The sequence below is a fragment of the Variovorax sp. GW821-FHT09B05 genome (assembly GCF_059418265.1).
In genome coordinates this window covers 79,348-105,203 of sequence record NZ_JBWKPN010000010.1, presented here as the reverse complement: position 1 = coordinate 105,203, position 25,856 = coordinate 79,348, and the positions used below count along the sequence as shown (strand labels likewise).

The window sequence follows — 25,856 nt, the reverse complement described above, 5'->3', positions numbered from 1 at the left end:
TCAGGACGACTGACGGCAAGCGACAAGGCCGCCCATTGCATTAGCAATGGGCGGCCTTGTTTCTGATGTGAATACCTTCGAGCATGCTGCGGAGAGGACCACGGTGCTTTGCCTGCTCCTCAGCCTGAGGTAGCACATCTTCCGTCTCAGCGAGCACCCTCGAAGTTCAGAATATTGTCCCCCGCCCGCGGCGGATTGCTCTCCGGCGCCCCGACCGAGAAAGCCTTGGGATCCCTGATCGAAGTCATGTCGTACAGCGGATTGATCCGGCCCAGCTTCGCACCACCATCCCGAATGAGCGGCGACCAATTGAAGGCCGCGGTGAACTTGCTCGACTTCGGCAGGAAGGCGTCGAAAGGCACCGCCACGTAAATGCCCTTGTCGAAGCTGCCTTCGCCAAACTCTCGCGAAGACACGTTCGTCTTGGTTGCATAAGCACCGAGCACGACGCCGTTGTCGAAGCTTTTGCTGACGTTGAGCGTGACGCCCTTGTCGCCAGCGAGGTACTGGCCCACGCTGACGGTCGCGCGAACGCCGTTCCAGCCCGTGTCCCAGTACAGCGTGGCGTGGCCCGTGTTGACCTTGTAGTCGCGCAGGCCGAAGTCCTGGGCGAAGTCGCGCTGGCGTACATGATTGATGTCGATGCCGAAAGCGACACGGCTGCGTGACGGGCGATAGAGCCATTCGGCGCCGACGCCTGCAAACATGGGCTCGAGCGCGCCGCCGTAGACGCTGTAGTACTGATCCTCTGCCAGACGGCCCACATGCGTGAGCTGGAACACCGGCAGGGTGAGCCGTTTCGTCGTGGCGTACTCACGCTGGAAGGTCCGTACGCGCGGCAGATTGCTGGGCGCCGTATAGCTGAACTTGTCGAAGTTATCGAACATGCGCCAGTTGAGGGCGCCGTTGAACCAAGTGCTGTCGGTGAACCGGTACTCGAGAACTGCTTGAATGCCGATCTGGTAGAGCAGGAAGGCGTCTGGCCCACCGACGATCTGCGAGGTGCTGGGCGTGATGCCGAAGGTGTAGCGTTCGCGCTTGCGTTCCCATGGTGCCATCGGCGGCGTGGCCGTTGCAGCTGTGGTGGTGGCGACACCGGTCGGCGAGCCATTCCCCGCATTCTGCGGCGCATTGACGGATGCGCTTGCCGCCGTGGCAGCCACTGCTCGCAGCGGCTGCATGTCTTCGCTGCTGTCCACGTTGGGCGCGTATTCGCGCTGGCCGACAGCACGCTTCTCGCTCGGCGTCATTGCCCTATAGTGCTCGTTGACCCATTCGTCGCGATTGATCACTTGCGCATGCAGCGAGAGCCCGCGTTCGCGGTAGTGGAGGACGAAGTACTTGATCGACGCTGGCGCATCGCGATGCAGCAACGCGGTGATGGTCTCGACGCGCGCTTCGCGATAGACCGTCAGGCTCTCGCTGATCCAGACATGCAGCTTGTCGTCTTGCGGGGCGATGCGCTGCACGGTCCATTCGGTGCGGGCCTCGATGTCGGCTGCGGTGGTCGGCCAACCAGGTGGCGCCTTGGGTGCATCGGGCGTGAAGCGCGGCAGCGGCGCATCGGCCACTTTGGGAGACTGGAGTTTGGCGAGATTGGTCGAGAGCGATACGCCCAGCATGACCTTGTCGCCGCGCTCGAATCCCAGGGAGAACGACAGCCCGGGCGCGTAGCGGTACTCGAGCCCCACATTGAAAGGGGTGCGCTGGCGCTGATTGATGCCCGAAGGCTCGTGCTGATAGTCGTTGCCGTCGTATTCGAGCTTCAGGGTCAGCGGGTCCCAGGGAGTACGCCATTCGACGCCGCCGAAAAGCGCGGCAGGTCCGCGGAAGAAGCTGTTGAAGTTGGCCTGGCCGCCGGTAGTGGCTGTGCTGCCGGGGCGTGTTCTGAAGCGACTGCTGATGGCAATCAGCGGATTCTTGATGTTGCCGCTGCTGCCCATGTAGCCCCAGCCGATACCGAGGCTGAAATCGAAGTCGCCGTAGCGTTTGCTGGCGACGAGGTATTCGGATGAGAACAAGCCGGTACCGCCGAAGTCGCGGAATCCGAGAGCGAGCTCCGGCACGTAGGCCGACTCCTTGGCGAGCCGGACCTTGAAATCGATACTCTTGTCCTTGTTCGATTGGCCTGTGGTGCTCGCGGCGTAGGCCTGGTTGCTGATCGAGGTGTAGCGAAAGCCCGCTTCGAGCCAGTCCAGCGGCTGGAACATGAAGTTCAGCCGCGAGTAGGGATAGACATTGGTGAGCGAGAGCCGGAAGTCCCCGAGCTCGCCCATGCGGGCCGTGGGCGTTTGGAGCAGGCCGGTTTCGCCCCAATCGTTGGCGCTGGTCCTGAAGACCTTGGGCGTGGGCACCGGCTCGGGCAGCACCGAGCGCACGAGCGCGTAGTGGGTTGCGTCGACGCCTTTGCGTGCGTCGAGGGAGGTGGTCAGCGGCGTGTGCTTGTCGGCGGCGGGGACCAACGCAACAGCATCGAGCGCCGCGGCATCCAGCACCTGGGGCGAGGGGCCCTGGGTCGCCAGAAATTTGATCATCCCCTCCGACGCCGCGACCAGATCCGGCATCGCTCGCGGCGCAGCCCAGATCCAGGATCCAGGCGCGGGTTCGTCCGATGGTTGCGCATTCCAGGGCGCCACTGCGACGCGCGCAGTGCGACCATCGGGCTGCGCCACCCAGGCCCAATCGGCGGCGGGAAGATCGCAGGCCTTGGCATAGTCCCAGGCGCTGCGGCCGGCCTCATGGCGGACATGGCAGAGCTCGCCGTTGGGACGCACCAGGGCGATGGTCTTCAGTTCAGGCGGGCCCGGCACGAATTGCTGGCCGGCTGACAGGACGGGATCCTCCGCGGGATGCGTCTCGAGCCAGCGGGGATCGACGATGCCGAGGGCCACGCGGCCGGTCACGGGCAGGCCTTGCAGCCAAGTGATCAGCGCCAGCCGGTCGACCTGGTTCTCGCGCGGGGCGCGGCGAGCTTCCGCCTCGAGGCGGACCAGCAGAGTGTTCTTCAGAAACTGCTGGGCCAGCCGCTCCTCTGGAACGCGCCACGAAAGCCCCGGAGAGGCCGTCTCCGGCGGTTGCCGGAGCAACCATGTACTGAAGCGTTCGCCGGCGCGAACATCGGCGTCTGAGCGAGGGGCCTGGCCGCTTGACGGCGCCGGATTGGGTTGCTGCGCCCAGGCGCTGCAAGTGACGATCAGCGCGCATGCCGCCGCGATATGACGAGGCCAGTGGGAATGCCGGTGGTGCGGACCTCGCGAGGTCATGTCCCAGCGCTCGCCGGGGCGCCGGCTGCCGGCGTGGGGGGTGTCCAGCGCTCGAAGCTCATACACAGATTGTTGGAGATGCACTGCTCGGAATAGATGACAACAGGTGTGCCTGTCTTGTTCGAGATTCCGAACCGGGCGGCAGGAAGAGAGGCGTTCGCCGGGCGCGAGACGCTGCGCTCCTCATACCACTGCAGCGACTTCGGATCCGTGCCGGCAATCGCGCTGTCGCCGGGTGCCGGTATGGAGATGCGGGTGATTTCGTCGTTGATGCCGAAGCGATAGCCAGGCATGACGTCGCGCTCGCGTTCGTAGCGCTGCACGGGAGCGCTGCCGGCGTTCGAGGCTGTGGTGGGCCATGCGGGCCAGTCGGCAATGCGAACCGCGCGCCAGTCCGTGGAAAGCCCGGTGGTGCCGATCAGACGGCCATTCAACAGCCGAATGACTTCGCCGCCGCCGCTGTACCAGACTTCGACAGCGCCCTCGGGTCGCTGATCCAGGTAGCCAAGCACCATGTAAACGGTGCGGCCCGAGATGTTGGCGCGCAGGTAGGCGAAATTGGGGTTGAAAGTCGGCGGCGGGGCCGATGATTGCCCTCGATAGAGGGCGCGTGCTGTATCCAGCATCGCGGAAGAACCGGAAGAACAACCGCCAACGCCCAAAAAAAACGTTGCCAAAAGGCAACATTTTATAAGTCGCGTGGCGATACCGACGCGGGGACTTTTCAGCGAATGCCCTCCGTCAAGGAGGGCTCGCGGCATCAGCGCGTGGTGCCAGTCGTACCGGTGGTGCCGGTGCCGGGGATCAGGCCGAAGCCGCCGCCCGAATTGCCACCATTGCCGCTGACGGCAGCGACGAACAGAGCCGCGCCTGCACCGGCAGCGATCTTCTCTTCAGTCGTGAAGCTGCCTTGCGCATTGTTGGTGGCGTTGGTGCCGCCAGCAGGAGCGGTCTGAGCGAACACAGACGAAACCGCCAGGGCGGACAGAGCGACAGCTGCAACCAGTTGGTTGGTTTTCATAAGGGATCCTCTCAAAGATTTTTATGCAATCGATTCGAGAGTAGCAGCATTGAAAGTGGGTCGCAACCCGTTTGCACTCGGTTTCTTCTTTGTTACCCGGTGCGGGCCATGTCCGTGAAAAAGGTTACACATCTGATGTTACGTAGCGACAGGCGTGACGTCGGCCGTAACGAGGCCTCCGAAACGCCCGAAATCCACCGTGTTCCGGGGGCGGTTGAGCAAATCCTCCTGAAAAAAGACTAATGAAATCAACCGCTTAGTCGTCGTGAACTCCGGTTGCCGGCTGCGGCGATCCACGCAGGCATCGATCCTGCGTTTGCGTAAACCAACGTTAACTTTTTTCAGACCCGCAACCCAGTTGCCGCACCGGGAGACTCAAGGTGGAAATTCTGTTGGAAAAGACCGACGCCAGCGTGATGGCGAGGAATTCGAAGTTCCAGAGCGTGCTGATCGTCCATGACGATCTTCAGGTGGCCGAACGTCTGCGCAGCGTGGTGTCGGTGCTCGAGCCCCGAGCCCGCGTGCTGGTCGCCCGCTCCTGCGCCCAGGCCCGCGAGATCCTGGCGCGCAGTTCCTGCTCGCTGGCGCTGGTCGGCATGGACCTGCCCGAGGACGGCGGCGTCTCGACCATCCTGCATCTGCGCGAGGCGCATCCGCACATGGAGCGCATCGCCGTCTCGGCCCTGCCCGATACGCAGCGCGTGCGCGCCGCGGTCTCGGCCGGCGTGGCGGGCTACCTCCTCACCGATGCGCTCGATACCGAGCTGGTCTTCCTGCTGCGCTCGCTCGAGCGCGGCGGTGCGGCCATGGATCCCCGCGTCGCGCGCTGCGTGCTCGAGCGCATGTTCGGCACCGCGCGCCGCGCGCCGGCCACCAGCAGCACGCAAGTGCCGTCGGCCGCCGCCGAAACCGAGGCGCCGAAGTCGGTGCTCTCGGTCAGCGAGCTCAAGGTGCTGAACCTGATCGCGCAGGGCTGGAGCAATCGCCAGATCGCCGAGGCCTTCTATCTCTCGATCAACACGATCGAGTTCCACGCCAAGAGCATCTACCGCAAGCTCGCGGTCAAGTCGCGCACGCAAGCCGTTCGCGAAGCGATGCAGCACGGCCTGCTGAACTGAATCTCCCCTCGTGAAGCGCCCGCGGTCCCAAGCCGCGGGCGCTTTCGCGCGCGCTCGTTCCGTCCATCGACGAAGCGTCGATGACACGCGGACGGCGCCCCGCCGATGTCGGATCGGAGCGTCATTCGCGCGACCGCGCGGTCTTGCAACCGTTGAATTCGCACGTTGCGCCCCGCTACAATCGTCGGTTGACCCTGCTCCAGCGAAGAAGATAGAGGATCCCCATGAGTGACATGACCGCCGGCTCCCCCCGGATCGACACAAGCAAGCGGACCTGGTTGATCGCGTCCGGCTGTGCCGGTGCAGTGGGAGGCGTGGCCACCGCGATTCCCTTTGTCAGCACGTTCCAGCCCTCCGAAAAGGCCAAGGCCGCCGGCGCTGCCGTCGAGGTCGACATCTCCGGCCTGAAGGTCGGCGAGAAAGTCACCGTCGAGTGGCGCGGCAAGCCGGTCTGGATCCTCAAGCGCTCCCCGGAGCAGATCGCCGAGCTGCCGAAGCTCGATGCGCAGCTCGCGGACCCGCAGTCCAAGCGTCATCCCGACGAATTCACGCCCAAGTACGCCCAGAACGAGCACCGCTCGATCAAGCCCGACGTGCTGGTCGTGGTCGGCATCTGCACCCACCTCGGCTGCTCGCCGGTGGACCGCCTGCAGTCCGGCCCGCAGCCCTCGCTGCCCAACGACTGGGAAGGCGGCTTCCTCTGCCCTTGCCACGGTTCCACGTTCGACCTGGCCGGCCGCGTCTTCAAGAACAAGCCCGCGCCCGACAACCTGCCTGTGCCGCCGCACATGTACCTGTCGGACACCAAGCTCCTGATCGGTGAAGACTCCAAGAAGGCCTGAGGCAGAAGAAGAACATGGCTGAATTCCACGAAATCTCCCCCAACGCCCCGGCCAGCGCCAAGCTGTTGAACTGGGTCGACAACCGTTTCCCGCTGACCAAGCTCTGGAACGATCAGTGGGGCAAGTACTACGCGCCGAAGAACTTCAACTTCTGGTACATCTTCGGCTCGCTGGCGATGCTGGTCCTCGTGATCCAGATCGTCACCGGCATCTTCCTCGTCATGCACTACAAGCCCGACGCGAACCAGGCGTTCGCATCGGTCGAGTACATCATGCGCGACGTGCCATGGGGCTGGCTGATCCGCTACATCCACTCGACGGGGGCCTCCGCGTTCTTCGTGGTGGTCTACCTGCACATGTTCCGCGGCCTCATGTACGGCAGCTACCGCAAGCCGCGCGAGCTGATCTGGGTGTTCGGCTGCGCGATCTTCCTGTGCCTGATGGCCGAAGCCTTCATGGGCTACCTGCTGCCCTGGGGCCAGATGTCCTACTGGGGCGCCCAGGTGATCGTGAACCTGTTCGCCGCCATCCCGTTCATCGGTCCTGACCTGGCCCTGCTGATCCGTGGCGACTACGTGGTGAGCGACGCCACGCTGAACCGCTTCTTCAGCTTCCACGTGATCGCCGTGCCGCTGGTGCTGCTCGGTCTGGTGGTGGCCCACCTGATCGCGCTGCACGAAGTGGGTTCGAACAACCCCGATGGCATCGAGATCAAGGCCAAGCGCGGTCCCGACGGCCATCCGCTCGACGGCATCCCGTCGCACCCGTACTACACGGTGCACGACATCTTCGGCGTGGTGGTGTTCCTCACGATCTTCTCGGCGGTGATCTTCTTCGCCCCCGAAGCCGGTGGCTACTTCCTGGAGTACAACAACTTCATCCCGGCCGATTCGCTGAAGACGCCGAACCACATCGCGCCGGTCTGGTACTTCACGCCCTTCTATTCGATGCTGCGTGCGACCACCGACGACATGGTCAACGTGTTCGCGCTGATCATCGGCGCGGCCGCGATCTGGAACTTCGTCAAGGGCAAGTCGGGCGTGGCGCTCAAGGTCGCGATCATCGTCGTGGCCGCCGTGGCGATCTTTCTGCTCAAGACCTTCGATGCCAAGTTCTGGGGCGTGGTCGTGATGGGCGGCTCGGTCATCATCCTGTTCTTCCTGCCGTGGCTCGACCACAGCGAAGTCAAGTCGATCCGCTACCGTCCAAGCTGGCACAAGTACGTGTACGGCGTGTTCGTCTTCTTCTTCCTGATCCTGGGCTACCTCGGCATCCAGCCGCCCGGCGTCTGGGGCAACCTCGTGATCGGCTCGTTCGCGCTCGACATCGCGCAGACCATCTCGCAGATCGGCACGCTGTTCTATTTCGGTTTCTTCCTGCTGATGCCGTGGTGGAGCCGCAAGGGCGAGTTCAAGACCGTGCCCGACCGCGTGACCTTCGCCGCCCATTGAAAAGCGCAAGACAGCTCGAGAGACACACGATGAAGAAAAGCATTTCCGGCTGGCTCGCGGCCCTGGGCCTGGTCATCGGCCTGGCTTCTGGCCTGACCTTCTCCACAGCCGCTTCGGCCGAATCCGGCGGCCTCGCCTGGGACAAGGCCCCGAACAAGACCAACGACGTGGCCGCGCTGCAGAACGGCGCCAAGCTGTTCGTCAACTACTGCCTCAACTGCCACTCGGCCGCCTTCATGCGCTTCAATCGCCTGCAGGACATCGGCATCAGCGAGCAGCAGATCAAGGACAACCTTCTGTTCACGACCGAGAAGGTCGGCGAGACCATGAAGGCCAACATCGATGCGCGCCAGGCCAAGGAATGGTTCGGCACCACGCCGCCCGACCTGACGCTGGTGGCACGCTCGCGCGCCGGCCACGGCGGTACCGGTGCGGACTACCTCTACACCTACCTGCGCACCTACTACCGCGACGACACCAAGGCGACCGGCTGGAACAACCTCGCATTCCCGAGCGTGGCCATGCCCAATCCGCTGTGGGAGCTCCAGGGCGAGCGCCGTCCGATCCACGCCAAGGTCGAGCAGCATGGCCACGAGGCCGATGTGTTCACCGGCAAGTGGGAGCAGGTCACGCCCGGCACCATGACCCCGCTGCAGTTCGACACCGCCGTGGGCGACCTGGTGAGCTACATGCAGTGGATGGCCGAGCCCGCGCAGAACACGCGCATCCGCATCGGTGTCTGGGTGCTGCTGTTCCTGTCGATGTCGGTGATTTTCGTGTGGCGACTGAACGCCTCGTATTGGAAAGACGTCAAGTAGTTCCATCCTTGCCGACCGGAGCGTCAAGTGCGCCGGTCCCGTGGAGTGGGTTGCCAACGCAACCCACTCTTTTTGATTTTTAGGAGTCTTTCGCCATGATGGTGCTGTATTCAGGTACGACCTGCCCCTTTTCCCACCGCTGCCGCTTCGTGCTGTTCGAGAAGGGCATGGACTTCGAGATCCGCGATGTCGATCTCTACAACAAGCCTGAAGACATCAGCGTGATGAACCCGTACGGCCAGGTCCCGATCCTGGTCGAGCGCGACCTGATCCTGTACGAGTCGAACATCATCAACGAGTACATCGACGAGCGCTTCCCGCATCCGCAGCTGATGCCCGGCGACCCGGTCGACCGCGCGCGCGTGCGCCTGTTCCTGCTGAACTTCGAGAAGGAACTGTTCGTTCACGTGTCCACGCTCGAGAACCGCACCGCCAAGGGCAACGAGAAGGCGCTCGAGAAGGCACGCTCGCACATCCGCGACCGCCTCACGCAACTCGCCCCGGTGTTCCTCAAGAACAAGTACATGCTGGGCGACAACTTCTCCATGCTCGACGTGGCCATTGCGCCGCTGCTGTGGCGCCTGGACTACTATGGCATCGACCTCAGCAAGAACGCCGCGCCGCTGCTGAAGTACGCCGAACGCATCTTCTCGCGCCCGGCCTACATCGAAGCGCTGACCCCCTCCGAAAAGGTCATGCGCAAGTAATCCTCGCGCAGGTCCGTTTTCCGCTTCGCTTCATCGCCGTCCTTCATGATCAACGCGCTCGAGTCGTCTTCCACCCGCCCGTACCTCATCCGGGCGCTGTACGAATGGTGCACCGACAACGGGTTCACGCCCTATGTCGCGGTGCAGGTCGACGACACCGTCCAGGTGCCGCGCGAGTACGTGAAGAACGGCGAGATCGTGTTGAACATCAGTTTCGACGCGACCAGCTCGCTGAAGCTCGGCAACGACTTCATCGAGTTCAAGGCCCGTTTCGCGGGCACGGCGCGCGAGATCAGCGTGCCCGTGGGCCGCGTGATCGCGATCTATGCGCGCGAGAACGGCCAGGGCATGGCCTTTCCCGCACCGCCTCCCGCGGCCGACACCGGCATGGGACTCGACTCGCCGGCCGCCACGGGCGTGCCGGCGCCGGCGAGCCCGGTGCGTTCGGCGCTGCGCGATGCCTCGCGCGGCGGTGGCGAGAGCGAGGCCAACCGGGTCGTGCACCTGGTGACGGCCGATGATGCGGGCAGCGACGTGACCGACATCGGCGATGGCCCCGAGGCCGACCCGACCGACGAGCCGCCGCGTCCTCCGGCCGGCGGCGGCGCACGGCCTTCGCTCAAGCGCGTCAAGTAACCGGCCCAGGCCTGCAAGACGCACCCGCTTCCGGACCCTGGTGGGCACCCCACTAGAATCCGCTGCAGATTTTTCTTTTTCGGCCGCTTTAGCTCAGTTGGTAGAGCACCCGCCTTGTAAGCGGAAGGTCGTCCGTTCGATTCGGACAAGCGGCACCAAAACCCCCTCCAGTCCGGCGCCGGCCCGCTCAGCGCTTGGGCTGTTCGCGCAGCCGCAGCACGAAGGTCTTCGCGCTCGGCACGAGAAAGAAGCGCCGTGCCTGCCAGCGCGCCTGCCGATGCGCCTCGAGCCAAGCGGCCGCGTGCTCCAGCTCCGGTCCCTGCAGGTTCGCGGCGCCTTCGCGCTGCAGCCGGGTCCAGGCCTTGAAGCACTGGACCACCCGCGCCGAGGTGCCGAGTTGCGACTCGAGCTGGATGCGATAGGTGAAGCCGGCCACCATCGTGTCCTGTACGGTGACTTCCTCTCCCTGCACTTCGATGACATAGGGGCGCTCGCCGCCCACCGTTTCGACCGTCATGGGGGCCGAGTATGCCAACACGCCGTGGCGTCACGGCCGAATCTCGAGAATGGCCACTTCGCGGTGGCTCTGGTCGTCGCCATGCAGGTGCAGCGGATAGCGCCCGGCATGCAGCGCCGCGAGGCGCAGCGTGGCGGTCTGGCCCGCGGCCACGGGCACCATCTCCTGCATGTAGCCGTGGATCATCAGCTGGCCGGCCTGCACCGAGCTCACGGCGATCGAGACGATGTCGCCGCGCGTGACGGGCAGCACCGGCAGCGGCGTGCCCTCGGCCTCGGCGGCCGCGCCGATCCGCACCTCGAACTGCGTGCCGGTGCGCGCGGGGGCCGCGGCGGACGTGGCCGGGTCGGTCGACGGCCGCGCCGCGAGATAGCCGAGCGCCATCAGCGCGACGATGGCGAAGCCGCCGAAGGCGTAGACCAGTGAGGATTTCATGGCGGTTCCAGGGAAATGAAGAAGGACTCGGCGCCTATCCCGCCAGTGGCAGCGAAAGAATCCACAGCCCCACGGCCGTCAGCGCGACCATCAGCAGCAGCATCGGCACCTGGCTCGCGAGCGCGCGGCCCGTGTGCCGGAAGATCCGCAGCGCTTCCGAATGGGCCAGCACCACGCTGGCGATGTGCCCGGCCAGGATCAGCCCGACCTGGGTGTGCCAGACGATGTTGAGATCGATGATGCGCGGCGGCATCGCGGCGCCTGCGGTGCCGAACAGGTTCCAGCCCCGGCCCAGCGGATCGGACAGCAGCGGCAGCAGCTGCGCGCCCTGGGACCACAGCATCGTGTAGTAGTGCGTCGCGTGGTAGACGAAGGCGATCGGCACCAGCGTGAGTGCGAAGCGGCAGGCCAGCTCGCGCGTGGAGAGCTCGGAGGCCGCCACGCGCCGCGTGAGCGCGAGGAAGAACAGGTAGACGCCGTGATAGGCCCAGGGCGAGAGGCACAGCGCCAGCCATTGCCAGCCATGGAACAGGCTGGCCGCGGTCGCGTAGGGCTGGGCGCTGTGGGCCTTCACGGCCGGCTCGACCAGCGGATAGAGGGTCTTCCAGAACAGCCGGCTCCAGGGCCAGGTCTCGTGCGCGCCGTCGTAGGCGGTCGACGAGAGCATGAACAGGATGAACAGCACCAGGCTCACATGCGTCGGATGGCGCTCGAGCAGCCTGGACAGCGGCAGGCGCCAGCGCAGCGCGACGCCGCGGCAGCCGGCGCGCCGCCACGCGATCGGCGCCATGCGGCCCACGAGCGAGAGAAAGAGGCCGAAGAATTCGCCATAACGAAACCAGGCCGCGCTGCCGAAGAGCCAGGCCATCGCCACGGTCAGCAGCGTGTAGGCGGTGAGCATCAGCGCCAGTTGCCGCGGCGTGCTGTGGCCGAACAGCTCGATCCAGATGAAGGCGATGTAGAGCGCCAGCGCCGGGTAGTAGGCGAGCCACGCGGGATAGGCGATGCGTCCGCCGAAGTGCATGCCGCAACGCGCGCGCAGCAGCTCGCAGAGCGCGCGCCACGGGTTGCAGAACACGAACAGGTCGCCGACGACCGCGGTGGCATAGGTCATGCCCAGCACGAACACGATCCAGAACAGGGTCATGTTGAGGTTGCGGAACGGGTTGTCGGTGCCCACGAAGCCACAGGCGATGGTGAGCACGAGCAGGCCCACCGACAGGGCGCGCAGGCCCTGCACGACGAAGGCTGGGACGAAGGCATGCGTGCCCACGCGGCGCGCGTTCGGCGAGACCTCGCTCCGCGCGGGCGGCACGGCCGCGAAGATCCCCACGATCACGAACGACAACACCAGCGCCGCGGTCGCGCCATAGGCATACATCCAGAACGGCACCGGCAGCGTGTACTGCACGCCGAAGGAGTGGGCGAACGCGAGGCCCGGCACGGCCGTGGCGGCGAGAAGAAGGGTGGGGCGCCAGCGGACGAGCGAACGCATCAGCGAGAAGCCTTCCGCGGGTCGGCAACGCGGGCCGCGGCCGACAAGGCCAGGGGCGGTGCCTCCGCCCCGGGCACATGGCAGACCTGCGTCTCCACCAGGTAGAGAAAGCGCGCATCGCGGTCCGCGCGCTCCAGCCCGAGCGCGAGCAGGCCCGCCAGCGCGGCCCATCCAACGATCAGCATCAGCGCGACCGCATGCCGGCCGATCCATTGCACCGCATCCATCGTCATCAGTGGTCCCTCACGCCCTGCAGCGACACCACCGACCAGCGCCCCGCGCGGCGCTGCGCGACCAGCAGCAACTCGTCGTAGGGCGCGTGCCGCAGCTTCGCGATCGCGAGCATCCGGGGTTCGCCGTCCGCGAGCGCGGGCAGCGGCCGCACGATGTAGGGCAGCAGCGGCGGCGCATAGGACTCGATCGCCATCAGCGGGAAGAAGGCATCGGCCAGCCGCGGATAGCGCGCATAGGCAGAGCGGTCGCGTGCGAGCGCATCGACGCGCTGCAGCTGCGCGCGCGTGAGCGCGGACGGCGCATGCGCGAGCGCGGCCGCGGTGCCGTGATCGTGCAGGCGCCACAGGCGCAGCCGCGCCGCGAGATCGCGCTGCGCGGGCGTGCCTTCGCCCTTGGCCAGGCCCAGCGCGGCGGCAGGGTCGCCGTCGCCGAGCCAGGCCGCGAAGAAGTCGTCGAAGAAGCGGCGCACCTCCTCGGGCACGCCATGCTGCGTGGAGGCCGCCGCCTGCAGCCGCGGCAGCCGGCGTCCGGACCAGGTCGCGGTCCAGGGCTGCGCGCCATCGGGCAGGCTGATGCCTTCGAGAAAGCCCGTGTCCTCCATGCCGTGCTCGCGGAACCACGCGGCCTTCGCCGCCTTGGTGGAGGCCGTCACGAAGCCACCGAGCTGCGCCTCGACGCGCGGCCAGTCGGCGGCCACGCGCGCTGCGTCCGCGATCGGTGGATAGCGCTGCAGCCATTCGAAGCTCGCGCGCGCCATCGCGAGCGCGGCGGTCGGGCGCGCCGCGGTGAGGTCGGCGCGATGGGCTTGCTCGCCGCCCGATGCCGCGGTCAGCGGCGGCGGATCGCAAGGCAGTCCCGCGATGGCGGGCGCGCCGATCGCGGCCGCGTCCGCCCCTTCGTGGGCCGATGCATCCTGCAGCGGGTGCAGCGCCTCGCCGAACTTGAGCAGCAGCAATCCGGCCTTGGACCCCGCGTCGCGCAGCAGCGTGCGCAGTGCCTCGGTCGAAGCCTCGCCGCCGCCGGGGGCGTGCAGGCGCCGCGCCGCGCGTGCCGCCTCCGCGCGGCCCTCGGCATCGGCGCCGGTGCAGGCGTACTCGGTCACGAGCAGCATGGTCTCCATCGCGCCGAAGTCCACGCGCTGGTTGCCGGTCGCGATCGCCTCGGCCTGCGGCGCGCTGAAGCCCGCCTGCACCGCGAGCCAGCGCGTGAGGCCGAAATGCACGTCGGCTTCCCAGGCGGCGGCTGTCAGAGGCAGGCCGCTCGCCAGCATGGCGGCGGCGGCCGTCCATGCGCGCAGATGTCGATCCAGTGTTCGCGTCATCGTCAGTTCTGTAGCGTGGAAGGCGTGCTCTGCGCAAAGGGCCAGGTGTTCTGGGCGAACTTCAGCATCAGCAGGCCGTTGTCCTGGCACATGGTCGTCAACAGCTTGCGGTCGAAGTCGAAGTCCGCGCGCGAGGCGCACCAGTCGGGGCTGGCGACACCGGCCGCGCGCGGCTGGAGGTGGTTGGAGCCCGCGGGTGTGGTCGTCGTCCCCGCGGGGTTGAAGTACGCGATCTCCTTGGGCCGCGCGGGATTGCGGATATCGAACACGCGCATGCCCGAGTTGAAGTGCGAGCAGGCCAGCGCCGTGCCGTTGCTGCGGTTGTCGACCGAGCAGTAATGGCTGCCGTAGGTGAAGGTCGACAGGCCCGCGATATCGGGCAGCAGCTTGTCGCAGTTGGCGGGATCGTGCGTCTCGAGCATGAGCTTCGATACCAGCACGGGCTTGGTCTCGTCGCTGATGTCGTAGATGCGTGCCATCGGATAGGGAGGAAGCTTCGCCTCGCAGGCCAGCTTGACGTTGGCGGTCTCGCTCAGGCCTGCCGAGCCGCCTTCGTCGACCATCACCAGGTGCGGCTTGCCTCCGATGGTCACGGGAATGGTGTGCTGCGCCACGCTGCCGTCCTTGAAGGTCGTGGCCGAGATCACTTTCATCTGCGCATCGGGCAGGCGCGCCTGCACCTCGGAGGTGTCGAGGATCAGGAAGCCGTTGCGTGTCTGCGCATCGGGATCGAGCACCTCGCCGGGCTGGGGGGCGCCGACCGACACCACGTACGCGCGCTTGCCGTCCTCGCTCACCGACAAGCCGTGCGAGGTCACCGGGCCCGAGGGCGCCATGTCGAAGGAGGCCACCATGCGCGGCCGGGTCGAGTTCGTGATGTCGACCGCGTGGTAGCGCCGGGCCTCGATGTCGCCGATGTAGTAGGTCAGTCCGTCGGGCGAGACATTGCCCTCGTGTCCCTTCGGGCCCTGGGCCGGTTGGATGCCGCCGTCCTTGCCGGTGCCCACCTCCATGTTCGCGAGCAACTGCGGCGTGCGGCAGTCGGCCGAGAGGTCGTAGACATCGATCTCCGGGCCGCCGAGGCGACTGTTGCGGCCATTGCCGGCCAGCAGCAACTGGCGCCGCGCATTCACGCGCAGCGATTCCCAGGGATCGAGCATCGCGGCCGTGGCGAGCGACATCGAGCGCCAGGGCCTCGCCGGGTCGGTGATGTCGATCACCGGCACGCCGGGGTTCACGCGCCCGCGCGGTTTGCCATCGAAGCCCACGGGGTATGCGGTCGCGTGGTAGGCGCAGGTGCGGCCGCCGGGATCGCGAAACGAGGCCGAAGACCAGCTGCCGCCTTCGCCCTCGAACTGGCCCACCAGCTTCAGGTTGCAGGAGAAGCCCTTGAACCCGGCCTGCCGCATCGCGGCGGGCACCTGGCCCTGCAAGGCCGATTCGGGGGCATCGCCCTCGGCGCACACGGCTTTCGGCACCGTGAGCGGGGGCGGCGCTTCGGCGACCGGTGGTGGTGCCGGCGGTTCGCCGATGCCCGTGGGCAGCGACGGTGGCGGCGCAAACGCCAGCACCGCCGTGCCACCGTCCCCACCTCCGCAGGCCGCGAGGAATGCCGTGGCCACGACGGTGGCGACGGCAGGAAGTCGTCCCTGGAATCTCATGGTTTGTCTCCTTCGATGAGCCGGGCACTGCGTCTTCGAATGCGCATGAATTGGGAATCGCGCCCGGTTCCAGGGGAGTCTTGAGATCGGCACTTACTGCACTCTTACTGCGATAGCGAGCAGGAATAAGGGATGACGATGATGTTTCGGATTATTTGTTATTGAATTGCTAGCATTAATTAATGCGCGATATGTCTCGACACTCATCCCCGGCAGGCGCCGGGTCGATCCTGAAGTAACAGCCATACGCTGCCCCCGTGGCCTGGTCGTGGAGGAACAAGGTCGCACCGGTGTGCCCGCTGCAGCTGCCCGCCTCGACCACGAAGCGCACCGGCGTGTAGTGCTCGGGCGAATCCTCGAAGTGGATGACGTCGCCAGCCAGCCTGTAGCGGCCGAACGGCACCAGCTCGGTGTGCGCAGGCGTGGCCCGGAACAGGCGCCCGTCGCGCCTGTAGTCGTACACGACCCACTCGCCGTTGTCCTTCGTTCGTTTCCAGCGGCCGACAAGGCCCGCGTCGTCGGCCGGACCGGCCGATGTGGCGATCGAGAAGAGAAAGGGAATGGATGCAAGGAGGGCAAGGCGCGCTTTCTTCATGTCTGCAATGGAAGAGTCGAACAACGACTCATTGTCCATTGCGGAGAAATGCAATCACGAATGCGCGTGGCATTGCAATTCATCGAATTGCAATGGCCGCGCGCCATCCGTCGTCAGTTCTGCAAGGTCGAAGGCGTGCTCTGCGCGAAGGGCCAGGTGTTCTTCGCGAACTTCAGCACCAGCAGCCCGTTGTCCTGGCACATGGTCGTGAGCAGGCCGCGATCGAAATCGAAGTCCGCGCGCGACGCGCACCAGTCGGGCCCGCCGCTGCCGGCCACCGACAGCTGGCTGTGGAAGGAACCGGCGCGCGGCGTGGTCGCGCCCGCGGGGTTGTAGTAGGCGATCTCCTTGGGCCGCGCGGGTTCGCGGATGTCGAACACGCGCACGCCCGAGTTGAAGTACGAGCAGGCCAGTGCGGTGCCGTTGCTGCGGTTGTCGACCGAGCAATAGTGGCTGCCGTAGGTGAAGGTCGAGAGCCCCGCGATGTCGGGCAGCACCTTGTCGCAGTTCGCGGGATCGTGGGTCTCGAGCATGAGCTTGGACACCAGCACCGGCTTCTTCTCGTCGCTGATGTCGTAGATGCGCGCCATCGGGTAGGGCGCCATCTTCGCCTCGCAGGCGAGCTTGACGGCGGCCGTGTCGCTCAGGCCCGCGGCGCCGCCTTCATCGACCATCACCAGGTGGGGCTTGCCCGCGATGGTCACGGGGATGGTGTGCTGCGCCACGCTGCCGTCCTTGAAGGTGGTGGCCGAGATCAGCTTCATCTGCGCGTTGGGCACGCGTGCCTGCACCTCGGAGGTGTCGAGGATCAGGAAGCCGTTGCGCGTCTTCGCGTCGGGGTCCAGGAACTCGCTGGCCGTCGGGATGTTCGTCGACACCACGTAGGCGCGCTTGCCGTCCTCGCTGACCGAGAGCCCGTGCGTGCCGCCGAGGTCCACGCTCTTCATGTCGAACGAGGCCACCATGCGCGGCTTGGTCGAGTTCGTGATGTCGACGGCGTGGTAGCGGCTGGTCGCGATGTCGCCGATGTAGTAGGTCAGCCCGTCGGGCGACACATTGCCTTCGTGCCCCTTGGGACTTTCGGGCGGCACGATGCCGCCGTCCTTGCCCGTGCCCACCTCCATGCTCGCGAGCAGCTGTGGCGTGCGGCAGTCGGCGGACAGGTCGTAGATGTCGATCTCCGCGCCGCCGAAGCCGGCGAAGACGCTGCCGTTGTTGCCGTTGTCGGCCAGCAGCAGCTGGCGCCGCGCGTTCACGCGCAGCGATTCCCACGGGTCCAGCATCGCGGGCGTGGTGAGCGACATGCTGCGCCAGGGCTCGGCCGGGTCGGTGATGTCGATCACCGGCACGCCGGGGTTCACGCGCCCGCGCGGCTTGCCATCGAAGCCCACGGGGTACGCGGTCGCATGGTAGGCGCAGGTGCGCCCACCCGGATCGCGGAACGACGCCGCCGACCAGTTGCCGCCTTCGCCCTCGAACTGGCCCACCAGCTGCAGGTTGCACGAGAAGCCCTTGAAGCCCTGGCGCATCGCCGCGGGCACCTGGCCCTGCAGGGCCGATTCGGGTGTGCCGCCTTCGGTGCAGACGGCCTTCGCGACCGTGAGCGGCGGCGGCCCCGCGGGTGGCGGCGGTGCCGCGGGCGGCTCGGCCACGCTGCTGGGCGGCGGCAGGATGGGCAGCACCGCGCCCCCGCCGCTGCCGCCACCGCATGCCATGAGAAGTGCCGTCGCCGAGGCGGCGCCGCCGATGAGTCTTGCGCGTTTCATTCCTGCGTGTCTCCGTTGTTGTGATCCACGCACCGTTCGCTCGGCGCAGGCCGCCGCGCTTTGTTGCGTGTGGGAGAAGTATTCGCGGCAGGGCGTTTCGGCGCTTCCGGGGAATTGCAGGCGCATGCGCGCCGCGCCGGCCCCGCGCGGCGGCGGTGCGGCTTCCGGAAAATTGCAGCGGCGCGGCGTCGGCGACCCGTCAGCGCGCTGTAAGTCCGCTCGCAAACCATCGCCGCCCGGAGACAACATACAACCACAAGGACCAGGCCATGGGCGTTCGGCAGCGCGTGCAGGGCCGCGGCCAGCCGGTCGGCATCGACCGCGGCTGCGGCAGGCTTCTCTTCGAGGCCCGCTGGGAAGGCATGCTCCTCGAGCACGAGGAGGCCGACCCGATGGACAACGTCGAGGGCGGGCTGATCCGCCACTGCGTCTCGGTCAACCTCGGCGGCCCCACGCGCTTCGAGATGCGCCTGCACGACGAGCGCTTCTGGTCCGCGACCGCGCAGCCGCTGGGCATCAGCATCCTGCCAGCCGGCGCGCAGATCAAGGGACGCACCTGGGACCCGTGCGAGGCGCTCACGCTGAGCATCGATCCGCGCCACTTCCAGAATGCCGGCGAAAGCGATGGCGGCGATCGCGCGCTGGTGCCCTGCTGCAACGTGTCGAGCCCGCTGATCGCGCAACTGCTGCTCGCGCTGCATGCCGATGCGAAGACCGGCCAGCCCGAGGGGCCCGGCTATGGCGAGACGCTGCTGATCGCGCTGCTCGCGCACCTGCGGCAGACGCACACGGCCGCGGCGAGCGAGACGCAGGCCGAGGGCCTGCTGTCGAAGGCCGCGCTCGAGCGCGTCAAGGAGCACATCCGCGGCCGGCTCGAGATCGGCGTGTCGCTGACCGCGCTGGCCGCGCTGCTCGACATGGACCCGTATGCCTTCCTGCGCGCCTTCAAGCGCAGCACCGGCGTGACGCCGCACCAGTACCTGATCCGCGCGCGCATCGAGCATGCGAAGGAGATGCTGCACCTCACGCGGCTGCCGGTGACCGACATCGCGCTGCGCTGCGGCTTCGCGAGTCCCAGCCACTTCGCCGACACCTTCAAGAAGGTGGAGCGGCGCACGGCGCTCGAGTACCGCAACTGCTGCGCTGTCTAGCCCCTACTGCCCCACGCCCTGCATCCACAGGCTCAGCAGCGCGAGCTGGCTCACCAGCGCGCCGCGCTGCGCCGCGCGCAACTGGCCGAGCACGCCGCGCAGCAGCCTGGCGCTGCGCGCGAGTCCGGCCCGCTCGAGTTGCGCGGCCTGCGTCTCGGCGCGCGAGGCGGCGCCGCCGCCCTGGTGGCGCAGGCCCTGGCGCAGCCACAGCGCGAGCAGGTCGAGGGTGTCGGTGGCGAGCGCGTTGAGCGCGGGCGGCTCCTCGTGCTCGCCCTGCAGCGGCAGCGGTTGCGGCGCGGGCGCCTCGGCCTGCAGCACCACGGCGCGCTGCGCGGTCAGCAGGGCCGTCGGCTGCATCACGGGTTCGCCGTCCTGCAGCCGCACGCTGCCGGCCACGGCGCGCAGCGCGCCCCATTCGCCGGCGAGCGCGCGCGCGAGCGCATCGACGGCGCCGGGCGCGGCCGCGCGATGGGGCAGGGCGAGATGCAGCGGCGGGACTTCATCGGCAGGCGCGGCCGCTTCCGTGTCGTCCGCCGCGCGCCCGAGGCGCGCATGCAGCACCTGCGCCGCCGCATCCCAGTGGCTGGCCAGCACCGCCATGTGCTCGAAGGCCGCCACATGCAACTGGCCCGAGGCGCCCGCCGCGGCACCGCTCGCCGCCTGGCGCGGCCGCACGAAGTCGGGCGAGGTCTCGCGCAGGTGCGCGACCAGTGCCTGCACGCTCGGCTGCTTGAGCGGCGCGACGAGGTCGTCCCAAGACTTCGGCGACAGCGGCATCACGCCGGTCTGGCGCGCGCCCGGCGCGATGTCGATCTGGCCGTTGGCGCGCCGGGTCGCGGTCTTGGTGATGACCTGCCCGCTCGCGAGCTGCCGCAGCGGAAAGCCCGCGACGCGGCGACCCAGCAGGTTCGCGGGCGTGCCGCCGGCCGTGGCATCGTCGGCGCGCGACCACTGGCGCTCGAGCACCGTCACGGCCTGGGTGTCGGGGTCGGCGAACATCACGCTCGCGCCTTCGCCGCTCTCGTCGGACCAGAGCTCGGCGCCCAGCGACACCAGCCGCAGGTGGTCGAGCGCGACCTCGCCCTTCACGCCCACACCGAGGATCTGGCTCGCGGGCAGCGGCGGCGGTCCGGCCGCGCTGTCGGCATGGGCCGCCGCGCGCAGCCGCGCCCAGAGTTCCGCCATCACGTGCAGCAGGCGCCGCGGATCGAAGCGGCTGCTGCGCGCCTGCTGCGCCTGCAGCAGCAGCCAGAGCTCGTCGATGCCGTCCTCGACCCAGCGCCAGCCCAGCGCGCGCGCCTGCTCGCGCGCGGCCTCGAAGCGCGCCGCCAGCGCCATCAGCGGCTGGCTCGAGCCATCGAGCCAGAGCGAGAGGCTCAGCGCCTCGAGCTGCGCCTGCAGCGCGCGCGCGGCTTCGCCCTGCATCAGCGCCGCGGGGCGGTGGCCGTCGCCGGCCGCGTCGCCTTCGGCCGGCGCGCGCACCTCCACCATGCGCTCGGGCGAGCCCGCGGCCAGCGGCCCGGCCTGGCGGAAGGCCCACAGCGCCACCACCACGTGGGCGCAGCCGCTGCCCTGCTTGCAGTCGCAACGCGCATGCACCAGCGAGCTGCGCGAGAAGAAGCGCACGCTGCACATCGGCAGCTTGGCGATCGGTGGCGCGCTCGCGCTGCGCCAGGCCTGCACCGCGACCACGGGCCGCGCGGCGGCCAGGCGCTGGGCCTGCTCGATCACCGAGGGCACGAAGCTCGCGGCGAGCGCGGCATCGTCGAAATGAGACGGGCTCCATTCGCCGCCGGCGGCCGAGGCGTCGACCTCGTCCTCCGCCGGCGTGGCCGAGGGCGCGGGCGCGGCACTGGCCGCCTGCGCCTGGTAGGCCAGCACCAGCATCACGCGGTGCCGGCACATGCCGCTGGCCGGACAGCTGCACTGCGCATCGCGCAGGGTGCGGCCCGGCGGCAGGCTGGTGCGCACGCCGTCGTCGAAGCGCGCGCTCACCGTGCCGTCGTCCGCGGTCTCGAGCACCGGCAGCAGGCCGGCCGCCACGTCCTTCTGCGCGCGCTTCACGAAGCCCGCGTTGGCGAGCGCGGTCAGTGCCTCGGGCGTGAGTTCGAGCAGGTCGCCGCGCACCGCCGTCATGCCTGCACCTTCTCGGCCAGCCAGCCCGCGAGCTGGCCCGGCGTCATGGCGCCGATCTGCGCGCCCTCGCGCACCAGCCGCGCGGCCATCTCGCGGTCGTAGCTCGGCTCGGCCTTTGCGTCGAGCGCGGCCAGGCCCAGCACCTTGGCACCGGCCTCCACCAGCGCCTTCACGCGGCGCACCAGCTCGTAGGGGCTGCCGCCTTCGTAGAAGTCGCTGACCAGCACCACGATGGTCTTCGCGGGATTGGCCACCAGCGACTGCGCATAGGCCACGGCCTTGGCGATGTCGGTGCCGCCGCCGAGCTGCACCTTCATCAGCAGCTCGACCGGGTCCGACACGTCGGCCGTGAGGTCGACCACCGCGGTGTCGAAGGCCACCAGCCGCGTGCGCATGCCCGGCAGCTGCCAGAGGCAGGCGGCCATCACCGCGCTGTGGATCACCGAGTCGACCATCGAGCCGCTCTGGTCGATCAGCAGGATGATGTCCCAGGGTTCGGCATGGCGCTTGGTGCGGCTGATGAACACCGGTCGCTCGACGTAGAGCTTGCGCCGCTGCGGGTCGTAGCGGTGCAGGTTGGCCGCCAGCGTCTGCTTGAAGTCGAAGTTGCGCGCCACCTTCATGCGCGAACGCCGGCGCCGGTCGCGGCTGCCGCTGAAGGCCTGCCGCACCTCGGTCGCGAGCTTCTCCATGATGCGCCGCACCACTTCGGCCACCAGCTTGCGCGCGGCCGCGAGCACCTCGGGATTCATCAAGTGCTTGGTGTGCAGCACCGCGCGCAGCAGCGACTCCGAAGGCTCGATGCGCTCGAGCACCTCGAGGTTGGTCACCACCTCGTCGATGCCGTAGCGCTCCACCGCGTCCTGCTCGAGCCGCTCGATCACTTCCTTGGGAAACAGCGTGTGGATGGCGTTGATCCAGTCGGGCGTGCTGAGCGCCGAGGGCCCGAGGCCGGCGCTGCGTTCGCCGCGCTCCGCGCGATCGCCGTCGCGGCCGTAGAGCCAGTCGAGCGCGGCGTCGGCGGCCTGCGCCTCGGCGCTCAGGCCGCCGCAGGCCCGCTCGGCCGGATCGCCGAGCAGCAGGCGCCAGCGCTGCAGCGGATCGGGGATGTCGAGGCTCATGGCTGTTCTTCCGTATCGAGGCTCAGGCCCCAGCCCGCGAGCCGTGCGATCGCCGCGTCCTCGGCGGCGCGCGCCGCGGCCAGCGCCTCGGGCGCGGCCTCGCCTTCGTGCCGCGCCGTGAGCGCGCGGCGCGACAGGTGGGTGGCATCGTGCAGCGTCAGCACCTGGTCGGCGAGCCGGCCGCGCTCCTGCGGCGGCAGCCAGGCGAAGGCGGCGCGCAGGCTCGGCATGGCGCGCACGAAGTCGGCGTTGTCCAGCGCCTGCACGGTGCGGTCCATGCCGGCGGCGAAGGCGGGCTCGGACGACAGCGTCTCGCGCGCCAGCGCGAGCAGGCCCGTGAGCGCATCACCGAGCACCGGCGCGGGCATCGCGTGCAGCAGCTGCATCGCATCGGCCACGCCGGCCTGCGGGGCTTGCGGCACGCGGTGCGCGAGGCTCAGCGTCGCACCCAGCGCCGCGCCGCGGCTCAGCGGTGCCGCGCCGGCATCGGCCGCCTTGCGCTGCCACACGGCGAGCGCGCGCGCGGGTTCCACGTCGAGCGGCTCGGCCTGCGCGGCGTCCTCGCGGTCGGCCAGCACGTCGGCCACGATGCGGCGCAGCGCGAGATGGCCCTGCAGGTGCGCGTCGATGTCGGAAGGCGCGATCGCGGCGGGTGGCTCGAGCAGCCACAGCGCGCGGTCGAAGCCGGCCTCGATCGCCACCCGCAGCACCGGCGCGTCGGCCATGCCGAGCAGCTGGCCGTGGCGCAGCAGCGTGTGCATCACCGCCAGGGCAGGGCCCATGGCCTCGAAGCGCGGCTCCTGCGCCATCGCCTGCTGCAGCTCGCGCAGCAGCGCGCCGCTGAGCGCCGGCAAGCCGGCCCAGGCGGCCTGGTTGAGGCCCTCGGCCAGCGGGCCGATGCGGCCCTGCGCGTGGCGCAGCTCGTCCTCGAGCCGAGCGCGTGCCGCGTCGTGCAGGTTGGCGCCCCAGGCGCCGGCCTCGATCAGCGCGGCCTGCTGCTCGAAGGGCTGGCCCAGGGTCCAGACCTCGGTGCGTTCGCCCGACATCGCGAGCTTCGGCCCCTGGCTGCGCACCACGCCGGGCAGGCGCAGCAGCGCGAGCCGGTGCAGCACGCGGCTGCGCGCGCGGTCGGCGGCATCGAGCAGGTCGAGCTTGCGCTGGCCGCGCAGCTCGATGCCGTGCGCCGCGAGCTCGTCGCGCACCGACTTCACCAGCGGCGGCTGCGGCGTGCCGTCGGCGAGCTGGCCCGCGATGTCGCCGGCCAGCACGTCCATCGCCTGCACCAGCACCGGTGCGGTGCCGGGGCGCATCGGGCCGCGGTAGGTCCAGGGCAGCGGCGCGTCCAGCGCTTCCTTGACCAGCGCGCCGGCCAGCGCATCGAGCCAGTCGGAGCGCAGCGGCTTCTCGTGGCCGCGCAGCCGCGCCAGGCCCTGCGCGCGCAGGTGCACCGCCATCAGGTCGGCGGTGGAGGCCGGCAGTTTCCTGTCGCGCAGCCGCTGCATCACCTGCTGCAGCGCGCGGTGGGCGGCGCCCTCGGGGCCGAGTTCCCACATCCACTGGTAGTAGGCCGGCGAGGGCATGCCCGAGGCATAGCCCGCGAAGGCATCGAGCCGCTTGAAGGTGTAGGGCACGAGGTAGGAGCCGTAGCGCACCACGGTGGCCTGGTCGGCATCGGGCGCGTCCTCGACCTCGACCTCGACCTCGGGTTCGGGCGTCTCGGGCATCTGCGCCGGCAGCCCCGGCCACAAGCGCGCGAGCGCGGGCGCGTGGTAGCCGCCGCAGACCACCAGCACCGGCGCGCCGGCCTGCACCGCGGGCTGCGCCATGGCCCAGGCGATCCAGCGCGCCATCATGGTCTCGCGCGCCTGGTTGCCGAGCGAGCCCGGGTCCTCGCCGCGCAGGTGCTCGAAGTAGGTGGACAGCCGCTGCGCGAGTTCGGCGCTGTCGCAGCCGTCCTCGAACAGGTGGTCCCACAGCGCATCGCGGCCCTGCACCGAGAGCTGCTCGGTCAGCGCGCGCTCGTAGGCCGCGGCGCGTTCCTCGTGCTGGGTGTCGGCCACGTCGGCATAGCGGTTCTCCATGCGCGAGAAGGCGTCGTGCCAGGCCGGCAGGTCGATGAAGCGCACTTCGGCGCCGACCTCGCGGCCGGCCTGCAGCGCCTGCCATTCGGGCGAGTGCTCGGCGAACGGCGACCACGAGCCGTGGTGCGTCTCGCCGGCCGAGAGGTAGCTGTAGATCGCCACCGGCAGCCGGTGCGGCAGGTAGAGCTCCTCGAGCCGCGCGTTGAAGTCGGCCGGGCCTTCGATCAGCACATGGGCCGGGCGCAGCGCCCGGATGCGCTCGGCCACCAGTCGCGCGCAGGCGGGGCTGTGGTGGCGCACGCCGACGATGTGGGGCGCGTTCATCTCAGGGCAGGCGGTGGCGGGCCTCGTAGTAGGCGCGCCAGTGCTCGCCGCTGCGCTTGGCCGCCTTCTGCTCGAAGTAGCGGCGCAGCTTGGCGCGGTCGTCGGCGTTGTCCTTGACCACCGTGCCCGCGATGCAGTCGACCAGGTCGGCCGGCGAGCCCTCGCGCTGCTCGAGGAACCAGGCGCGCACGCCCACCGCATGCGCCACGTTGACCGCCTCGGCGGTCGACATCACGGCCGTGAGCCGGTCCATCGCGGCGTCGCTGCCGCCGCCGTTCTTCTCGGAGGAAGCGGGCGCGCCGCGCAGGTCGCGGAAGGTGGCCACCAGCAGTTCGAGCACCGGCTGCGGCACGGTCTTCGGAATGCCGCTCTGCGCGAGCAGCCGCGCCGACGATTCGCGCACCAGCGCGAGCTCGCGCTCGAAGTCGAGGATCGGGAACACGGTCTCGAAGTCGAAGCGACGCTTGAGCGCGGCGCTCATCTCGTTGACGCCGCGGTCGCGCGTGTTGGCGGTGGCGATGATGTTGAAGCCCTCGCGCGCATAGAGCATGCCGTGCTCGCCCGAGAGCTCGGGCACGGCCATCACGCGGTCGGACAGCATGCCCAGCAGGCAGTCCTGCACCTCGAGCGGCGCGCGCGTGATCTCCTCGAAGCGCACCACCTGGCCCTGCTGCATGCCGATGTACAGCGGCGCCGGCACCATCGCGCGCGGGCTCGGGCCCTCGTTGATCAGCAGCGCGTAGTTCCAGCCGTACTTGATCTGGTCCTCGGTGATCGAGGCGCCGCCCTGGATGGTCAGCGTGGACACGCCCGAGATCGCGGTCGCCAGCAGCTCCGAGAGCATCGACTTCGCGGTGCCGGGCTCGCCCACCAGCATCAGGCCGCGGCCGGTGGCCAGGGTGACCAGCATGCGCTCGATGCTCGCGACCGGCGCGACGATCTTCGGCGCGATGCCCAGTTGCGCATCGCCGAGGATGAAGGCGCGCGCGGCCTTCAGGCTCATGGCCCAGCCCGGCGGGCGCGGGTCCTTGTCCTGTGCCTGCAGCTGCGCGATCTGCGCGGCGTACTGGATCTCGGCGGGCGGGCGCTGCAGGGCAGGGGAACCAGTGGATGAGGTGTCTGTCGGCTTGCGGGAGGTGGCCATGGTCTGGATCGGTGTCGGA

The 25,856-nt window shown here is 68.6% G+C and carries 22 protein-coding genes and 1 tRNA gene; 8 read left to right on the top strand and 15 right to left on the bottom strand.

Going from position 1 to position 25,856, the window contains the following annotated elements:
* Positions 1–146: 146 nt before the first annotated feature.
* The 3 genes from AC07RM_RS24870 to AC07RM_RS24860 all read right to left on the bottom strand — a co-directional run bounded on the left by AC07RM_RS24870 (position 147) and on the right by AC07RM_RS24860 (position 4,284).
* Positions 147–3,263 carry a YjbH domain-containing protein gene (locus tag AC07RM_RS24870; RefSeq protein ID WP_495336262.1) on the bottom strand — a complete coding sequence of 1,039 codons (3,117 nt, stop codon included), beginning with the start codon at positions 3,261–3,263 and terminating at the stop codon, positions 147–149.
* Positions 3,260–3,889 (bottom strand): YjbF family lipoprotein, encoded by a 630-nt coding sequence (locus AC07RM_RS24865; protein WP_495336261.1) that lies wholly within the window; start codon positions 3,887–3,889, stop codon positions 3,260–3,262. Before AC07RM_RS24865 ends, AC07RM_RS24870 begins: the two co-directional genes overlap by 4 nt.
* A 134-nt stretch (positions 3,890–4,023) precedes the next feature.
* A complete protein-coding gene (locus AC07RM_RS24860; protein ID WP_490875227.1) occupies positions 4,024–4,284 on the bottom strand; it encodes a hypothetical protein in 261 nt (86 codons plus the stop codon).
* 392 nt (positions 4,285–4,676) lie between these two features.
* On the opposite strand from AC07RM_RS24860, the gene AC07RM_RS24855 reads away from it, so the two are divergent.
* The 7 genes from AC07RM_RS24855 (at position 4,677) to AC07RM_RS24825 (ending at position 10,014) form a co-directional block, all read left to right on the top strand.
* Complete coding sequence (locus AC07RM_RS24855; protein ID WP_495336260.1) at positions 4,677–5,402, top strand: LuxR C-terminal-related transcriptional regulator; 726 nt, start codon at positions 4,677–4,679, stop codon at positions 5,400–5,402.
* Between the two features lie 224 nt (positions 5,403–5,626).
* On the top strand, positions 5,627–6,244 hold the full coding sequence (petA, locus tag AC07RM_RS24850; RefSeq protein ID WP_093351864.1) for a ubiquinol-cytochrome c reductase iron-sulfur subunit: 618 nt from the start codon (positions 5,627–5,629) through the stop codon (positions 6,242–6,244).
* A 14-nt stretch (positions 6,245–6,258) separates the two neighbouring features.
* Positions 6,259–7,695: a cytochrome b gene (locus tag AC07RM_RS24845; protein WP_093351863.1), complete on the top strand. Its 1,437-nt coding sequence runs from the start codon at positions 6,259–6,261 to the stop codon at positions 7,693–7,695.
* Positions 7,696–7,724: 29 nt separating this feature from the next.
* Positions 7,725–8,513, top strand: a complete 789-nt coding sequence (locus AC07RM_RS24840; protein ID WP_057596960.1) for a cytochrome c1 — start codon at positions 7,725–7,727, stop codon at positions 8,511–8,513.
* Positions 8,514–8,608: 95 nt separating this feature from the next.
* On the top strand, positions 8,609–9,220 hold the full coding sequence (locus tag AC07RM_RS24835; RefSeq protein WP_057596959.1) for a glutathione S-transferase N-terminal domain-containing protein: 612 nt from the start codon (positions 8,609–8,611) through the stop codon (positions 9,218–9,220).
* Positions 9,221–9,265: 45 nt separating this feature from the next.
* Positions 9,266–9,856, top strand: coding sequence for a ClpXP protease specificity-enhancing factor (locus AC07RM_RS24830; protein ID WP_208511607.1), 591 nt, complete (start codon positions 9,266–9,268; stop codon positions 9,854–9,856).
* An 82-nt stretch (positions 9,857–9,938) separates the two neighbouring features.
* A tRNA-Thr gene (locus AC07RM_RS24825) sits at positions 9,939–10,014 on the top strand.
* Between the two features lie 29 nt (positions 10,015–10,043).
* On the opposite strand, the gene AC07RM_RS24820 is transcribed toward AC07RM_RS24825, so the two are convergent.
* From AC07RM_RS24820 to AC07RM_RS24785, 8 genes are all read right to left on the bottom strand, one after another.
* Positions 10,044–10,373 (bottom strand): hypothetical protein, encoded by a 330-nt coding sequence (locus AC07RM_RS24820; RefSeq protein WP_093351860.1) that lies wholly within the window; start codon positions 10,371–10,373, stop codon positions 10,044–10,046.
* Positions 10,374–10,403: 30 nt separating this feature from the next.
* Positions 10,404–10,808: a hypothetical protein gene (locus tag AC07RM_RS24815; protein ID WP_398493998.1), complete on the bottom strand. Its 405-nt coding sequence runs from the start codon at positions 10,806–10,808 to the stop codon at positions 10,404–10,406.
* Between the two features lie 34 nt (positions 10,809–10,842).
* On the bottom strand, positions 10,843–12,303 hold the full coding sequence (locus AC07RM_RS24810; RefSeq protein ID WP_495336259.1) for a hypothetical protein: 1,461 nt from the start codon (positions 12,301–12,303) through the stop codon (positions 10,843–10,845).
* On the bottom strand, positions 12,303–12,536 hold the full coding sequence (locus AC07RM_RS24805; protein WP_495336258.1) for a hypothetical protein: 234 nt from the start codon (positions 12,534–12,536) through the stop codon (positions 12,303–12,305). Before AC07RM_RS24805 ends, AC07RM_RS24810 begins: the two co-directional genes overlap by 1 nt.
* Positions 12,536–13,858, bottom strand: a complete 1,323-nt coding sequence (locus AC07RM_RS24800) for a hypothetical protein (RefSeq protein ID WP_495336257.1) — start codon at positions 13,856–13,858, stop codon at positions 12,536–12,538. The genes AC07RM_RS24805 and AC07RM_RS24800 overlap by 1 nt, the downstream gene beginning before the upstream one ends.
* A gap of 2 nt (positions 13,859–13,860) precedes the next feature.
* Positions 13,861–15,519, bottom strand: a complete 1,659-nt coding sequence (locus AC07RM_RS24795) for an LVIVD repeat-containing protein (protein WP_495336256.1) — start codon at positions 15,517–15,519, stop codon at positions 13,861–13,863.
* Between the two features lie 175 nt (positions 15,520–15,694).
* Positions 15,695–16,153, bottom strand: a complete 459-nt coding sequence (locus tag AC07RM_RS24790) for a hypothetical protein (RefSeq protein ID WP_495336255.1) — start codon at positions 16,151–16,153, stop codon at positions 15,695–15,697.
* 74 nt (positions 16,154–16,227) lie between these two features.
* On the bottom strand, positions 16,228–17,880 hold the full coding sequence (locus AC07RM_RS24785) for an LVIVD repeat-containing protein (protein ID WP_495336254.1): 1,653 nt from the start codon (positions 17,878–17,880) through the stop codon (positions 16,228–16,230).
* A 269-nt stretch (positions 17,881–18,149) separates the two neighbouring features.
* On the opposite strand from AC07RM_RS24785, the gene AC07RM_RS24780 reads away from it, so the two are divergent.
* Entirely contained in the window at positions 18,150–19,031 is an 882-nt protein-coding gene (locus tag AC07RM_RS24780; protein WP_431511799.1) for a helix-turn-helix transcriptional regulator, read from the top strand.
* A 3-nt stretch (positions 19,032–19,034) separates the two neighbouring features.
* On the opposite strand, the gene AC07RM_RS24775 is transcribed toward AC07RM_RS24780, so the two are convergent.
* The 4 genes from AC07RM_RS24775 to AC07RM_RS24760 are packed head-to-tail and all read right to left on the bottom strand — an operon-like array spanning position 19,035 to position 25,837.
* A complete protein-coding gene (locus AC07RM_RS24775) occupies positions 19,035–21,167 on the bottom strand; it encodes a YehQ family protein (RefSeq protein WP_495336253.1) in 2,133 nt (710 codons plus the stop codon).
* Complete coding sequence (locus tag AC07RM_RS24770) at positions 21,164–22,288, bottom strand: VWA domain-containing protein (protein WP_057596088.1); 1,125 nt, start codon at positions 22,286–22,288, stop codon at positions 21,164–21,166. Before AC07RM_RS24770 ends, AC07RM_RS24775 begins: the two co-directional genes overlap by 4 nt.
* Positions 22,285–24,693 carry a DUF5682 family protein gene (locus AC07RM_RS24765; protein WP_495336252.1) on the bottom strand — a complete coding sequence of 803 codons (2,409 nt, stop codon included), beginning with the start codon at positions 24,691–24,693 and terminating at the stop codon, positions 22,285–22,287. Before AC07RM_RS24765 ends, AC07RM_RS24770 begins: the two co-directional genes overlap by 4 nt.
* Before the next feature lies 1 nt (position 24,694).
* Positions 24,695–25,837, bottom strand: coding sequence for an ATP-binding protein (locus tag AC07RM_RS24760; protein WP_493214076.1), 1,143 nt, complete (start codon positions 25,835–25,837; stop codon positions 24,695–24,697).
* Between the last annotated feature and the right edge of the window lie 19 nt (positions 25,838–25,856).

Coding starts and splice junctions, on each gene's coding strand:
- AC07RM_RS24870 (WP_495336262.1), bottom strand. CDS start 3,263: ATGACCTCGCGAGGTCCGCACCACCGGCATTCCCACTGGCCTCGTCAT.
- AC07RM_RS24865 (WP_495336261.1), bottom strand. CDS start 3,889: ATGCTGGATACAGCACGCGCCCTCTATCGAGGGCAATCATCGGCCCCG.
- AC07RM_RS24860 (WP_490875227.1), bottom strand. CDS start 4,284: ATGAAAACCAACCAACTGGTTGCAGCTGTCGCTCTGTCCGCCCTGGCG.
- petA (WP_093351864.1), top strand. CDS start 5,627: ATGAGTGACATGACCGCCGGCTCCCCCCGGATCGACACAAGCAAGCGG.
- AC07RM_RS24845 (WP_093351863.1), top strand. CDS start 6,259: ATGGCTGAATTCCACGAAATCTCCCCCAACGCCCCGGCCAGCGCCAAG.
- AC07RM_RS24840 (WP_057596960.1), top strand. CDS start 7,725: ATGAAGAAAAGCATTTCCGGCTGGCTCGCGGCCCTGGGCCTGGTCATC.
- AC07RM_RS24835 (WP_057596959.1), top strand. CDS start 8,609: ATGATGGTGCTGTATTCAGGTACGACCTGCCCCTTTTCCCACCGCTGC.
- AC07RM_RS24830 (WP_208511607.1), top strand. CDS start 9,266: ATGATCAACGCGCTCGAGTCGTCTTCCACCCGCCCGTACCTCATCCGG.
- AC07RM_RS24820 (WP_093351860.1), bottom strand. CDS start 10,373: ATGACGGTCGAAACGGTGGGCGGCGAGCGCCCCTATGTCATCGAAGTG.
- AC07RM_RS24815 (WP_398493998.1), bottom strand. CDS start 10,808: ATGAAATCCTCACTGGTCTACGCCTTCGGCGGCTTCGCCATCGTCGCG.
- AC07RM_RS24810 (WP_495336259.1), bottom strand. CDS start 12,303: ATGCGTTCGCTCGTCCGCTGGCGCCCCACCCTTCTTCTCGCCGCCACG.
- AC07RM_RS24805 (WP_495336258.1), bottom strand. CDS start 12,536: ATGACGATGGATGCGGTGCAATGGATCGGCCGGCATGCGGTCGCGCTG.
- AC07RM_RS24800 (WP_495336257.1), bottom strand. CDS start 13,858: ATGACGCGAACACTGGATCGACATCTGCGCGCATGGACGGCCGCCGCC.
- AC07RM_RS24795 (WP_495336256.1), bottom strand. CDS start 15,519: ATGAGATTCCAGGGACGACTTCCTGCCGTCGCCACCGTCGTGGCCACG.
- AC07RM_RS24790 (WP_495336255.1), bottom strand. CDS start 16,153: ATGGACAATGAGTCGTTGTTCGACTCTTCCATTGCAGACATGAAGAAA.
- AC07RM_RS24785 (WP_495336254.1), bottom strand. CDS start 17,880: ATGAAACGCGCAAGACTCATCGGCGGCGCCGCCTCGGCGACGGCACTT.
- AC07RM_RS24780 (WP_431511799.1), top strand. CDS start 18,150: ATGGGCGTTCGGCAGCGCGTGCAGGGCCGCGGCCAGCCGGTCGGCATC.
- AC07RM_RS24775 (WP_495336253.1), bottom strand. CDS start 21,167: ATGACGGCGGTGCGCGGCGACCTGCTCGAACTCACGCCCGAGGCACTG.
- AC07RM_RS24770 (WP_057596088.1), bottom strand. CDS start 22,288: ATGAGCCTCGACATCCCCGATCCGCTGCAGCGCTGGCGCCTGCTGCTC.
- AC07RM_RS24765 (WP_495336252.1), bottom strand. CDS start 24,693: ATGAACGCGCCCCACATCGTCGGCGTGCGCCACCACAGCCCCGCCTGC.
- AC07RM_RS24760 (WP_493214076.1), bottom strand. CDS start 25,837: ATGGCCACCTCCCGCAAGCCGACAGACACCTCATCCACTGGTTCCCCT.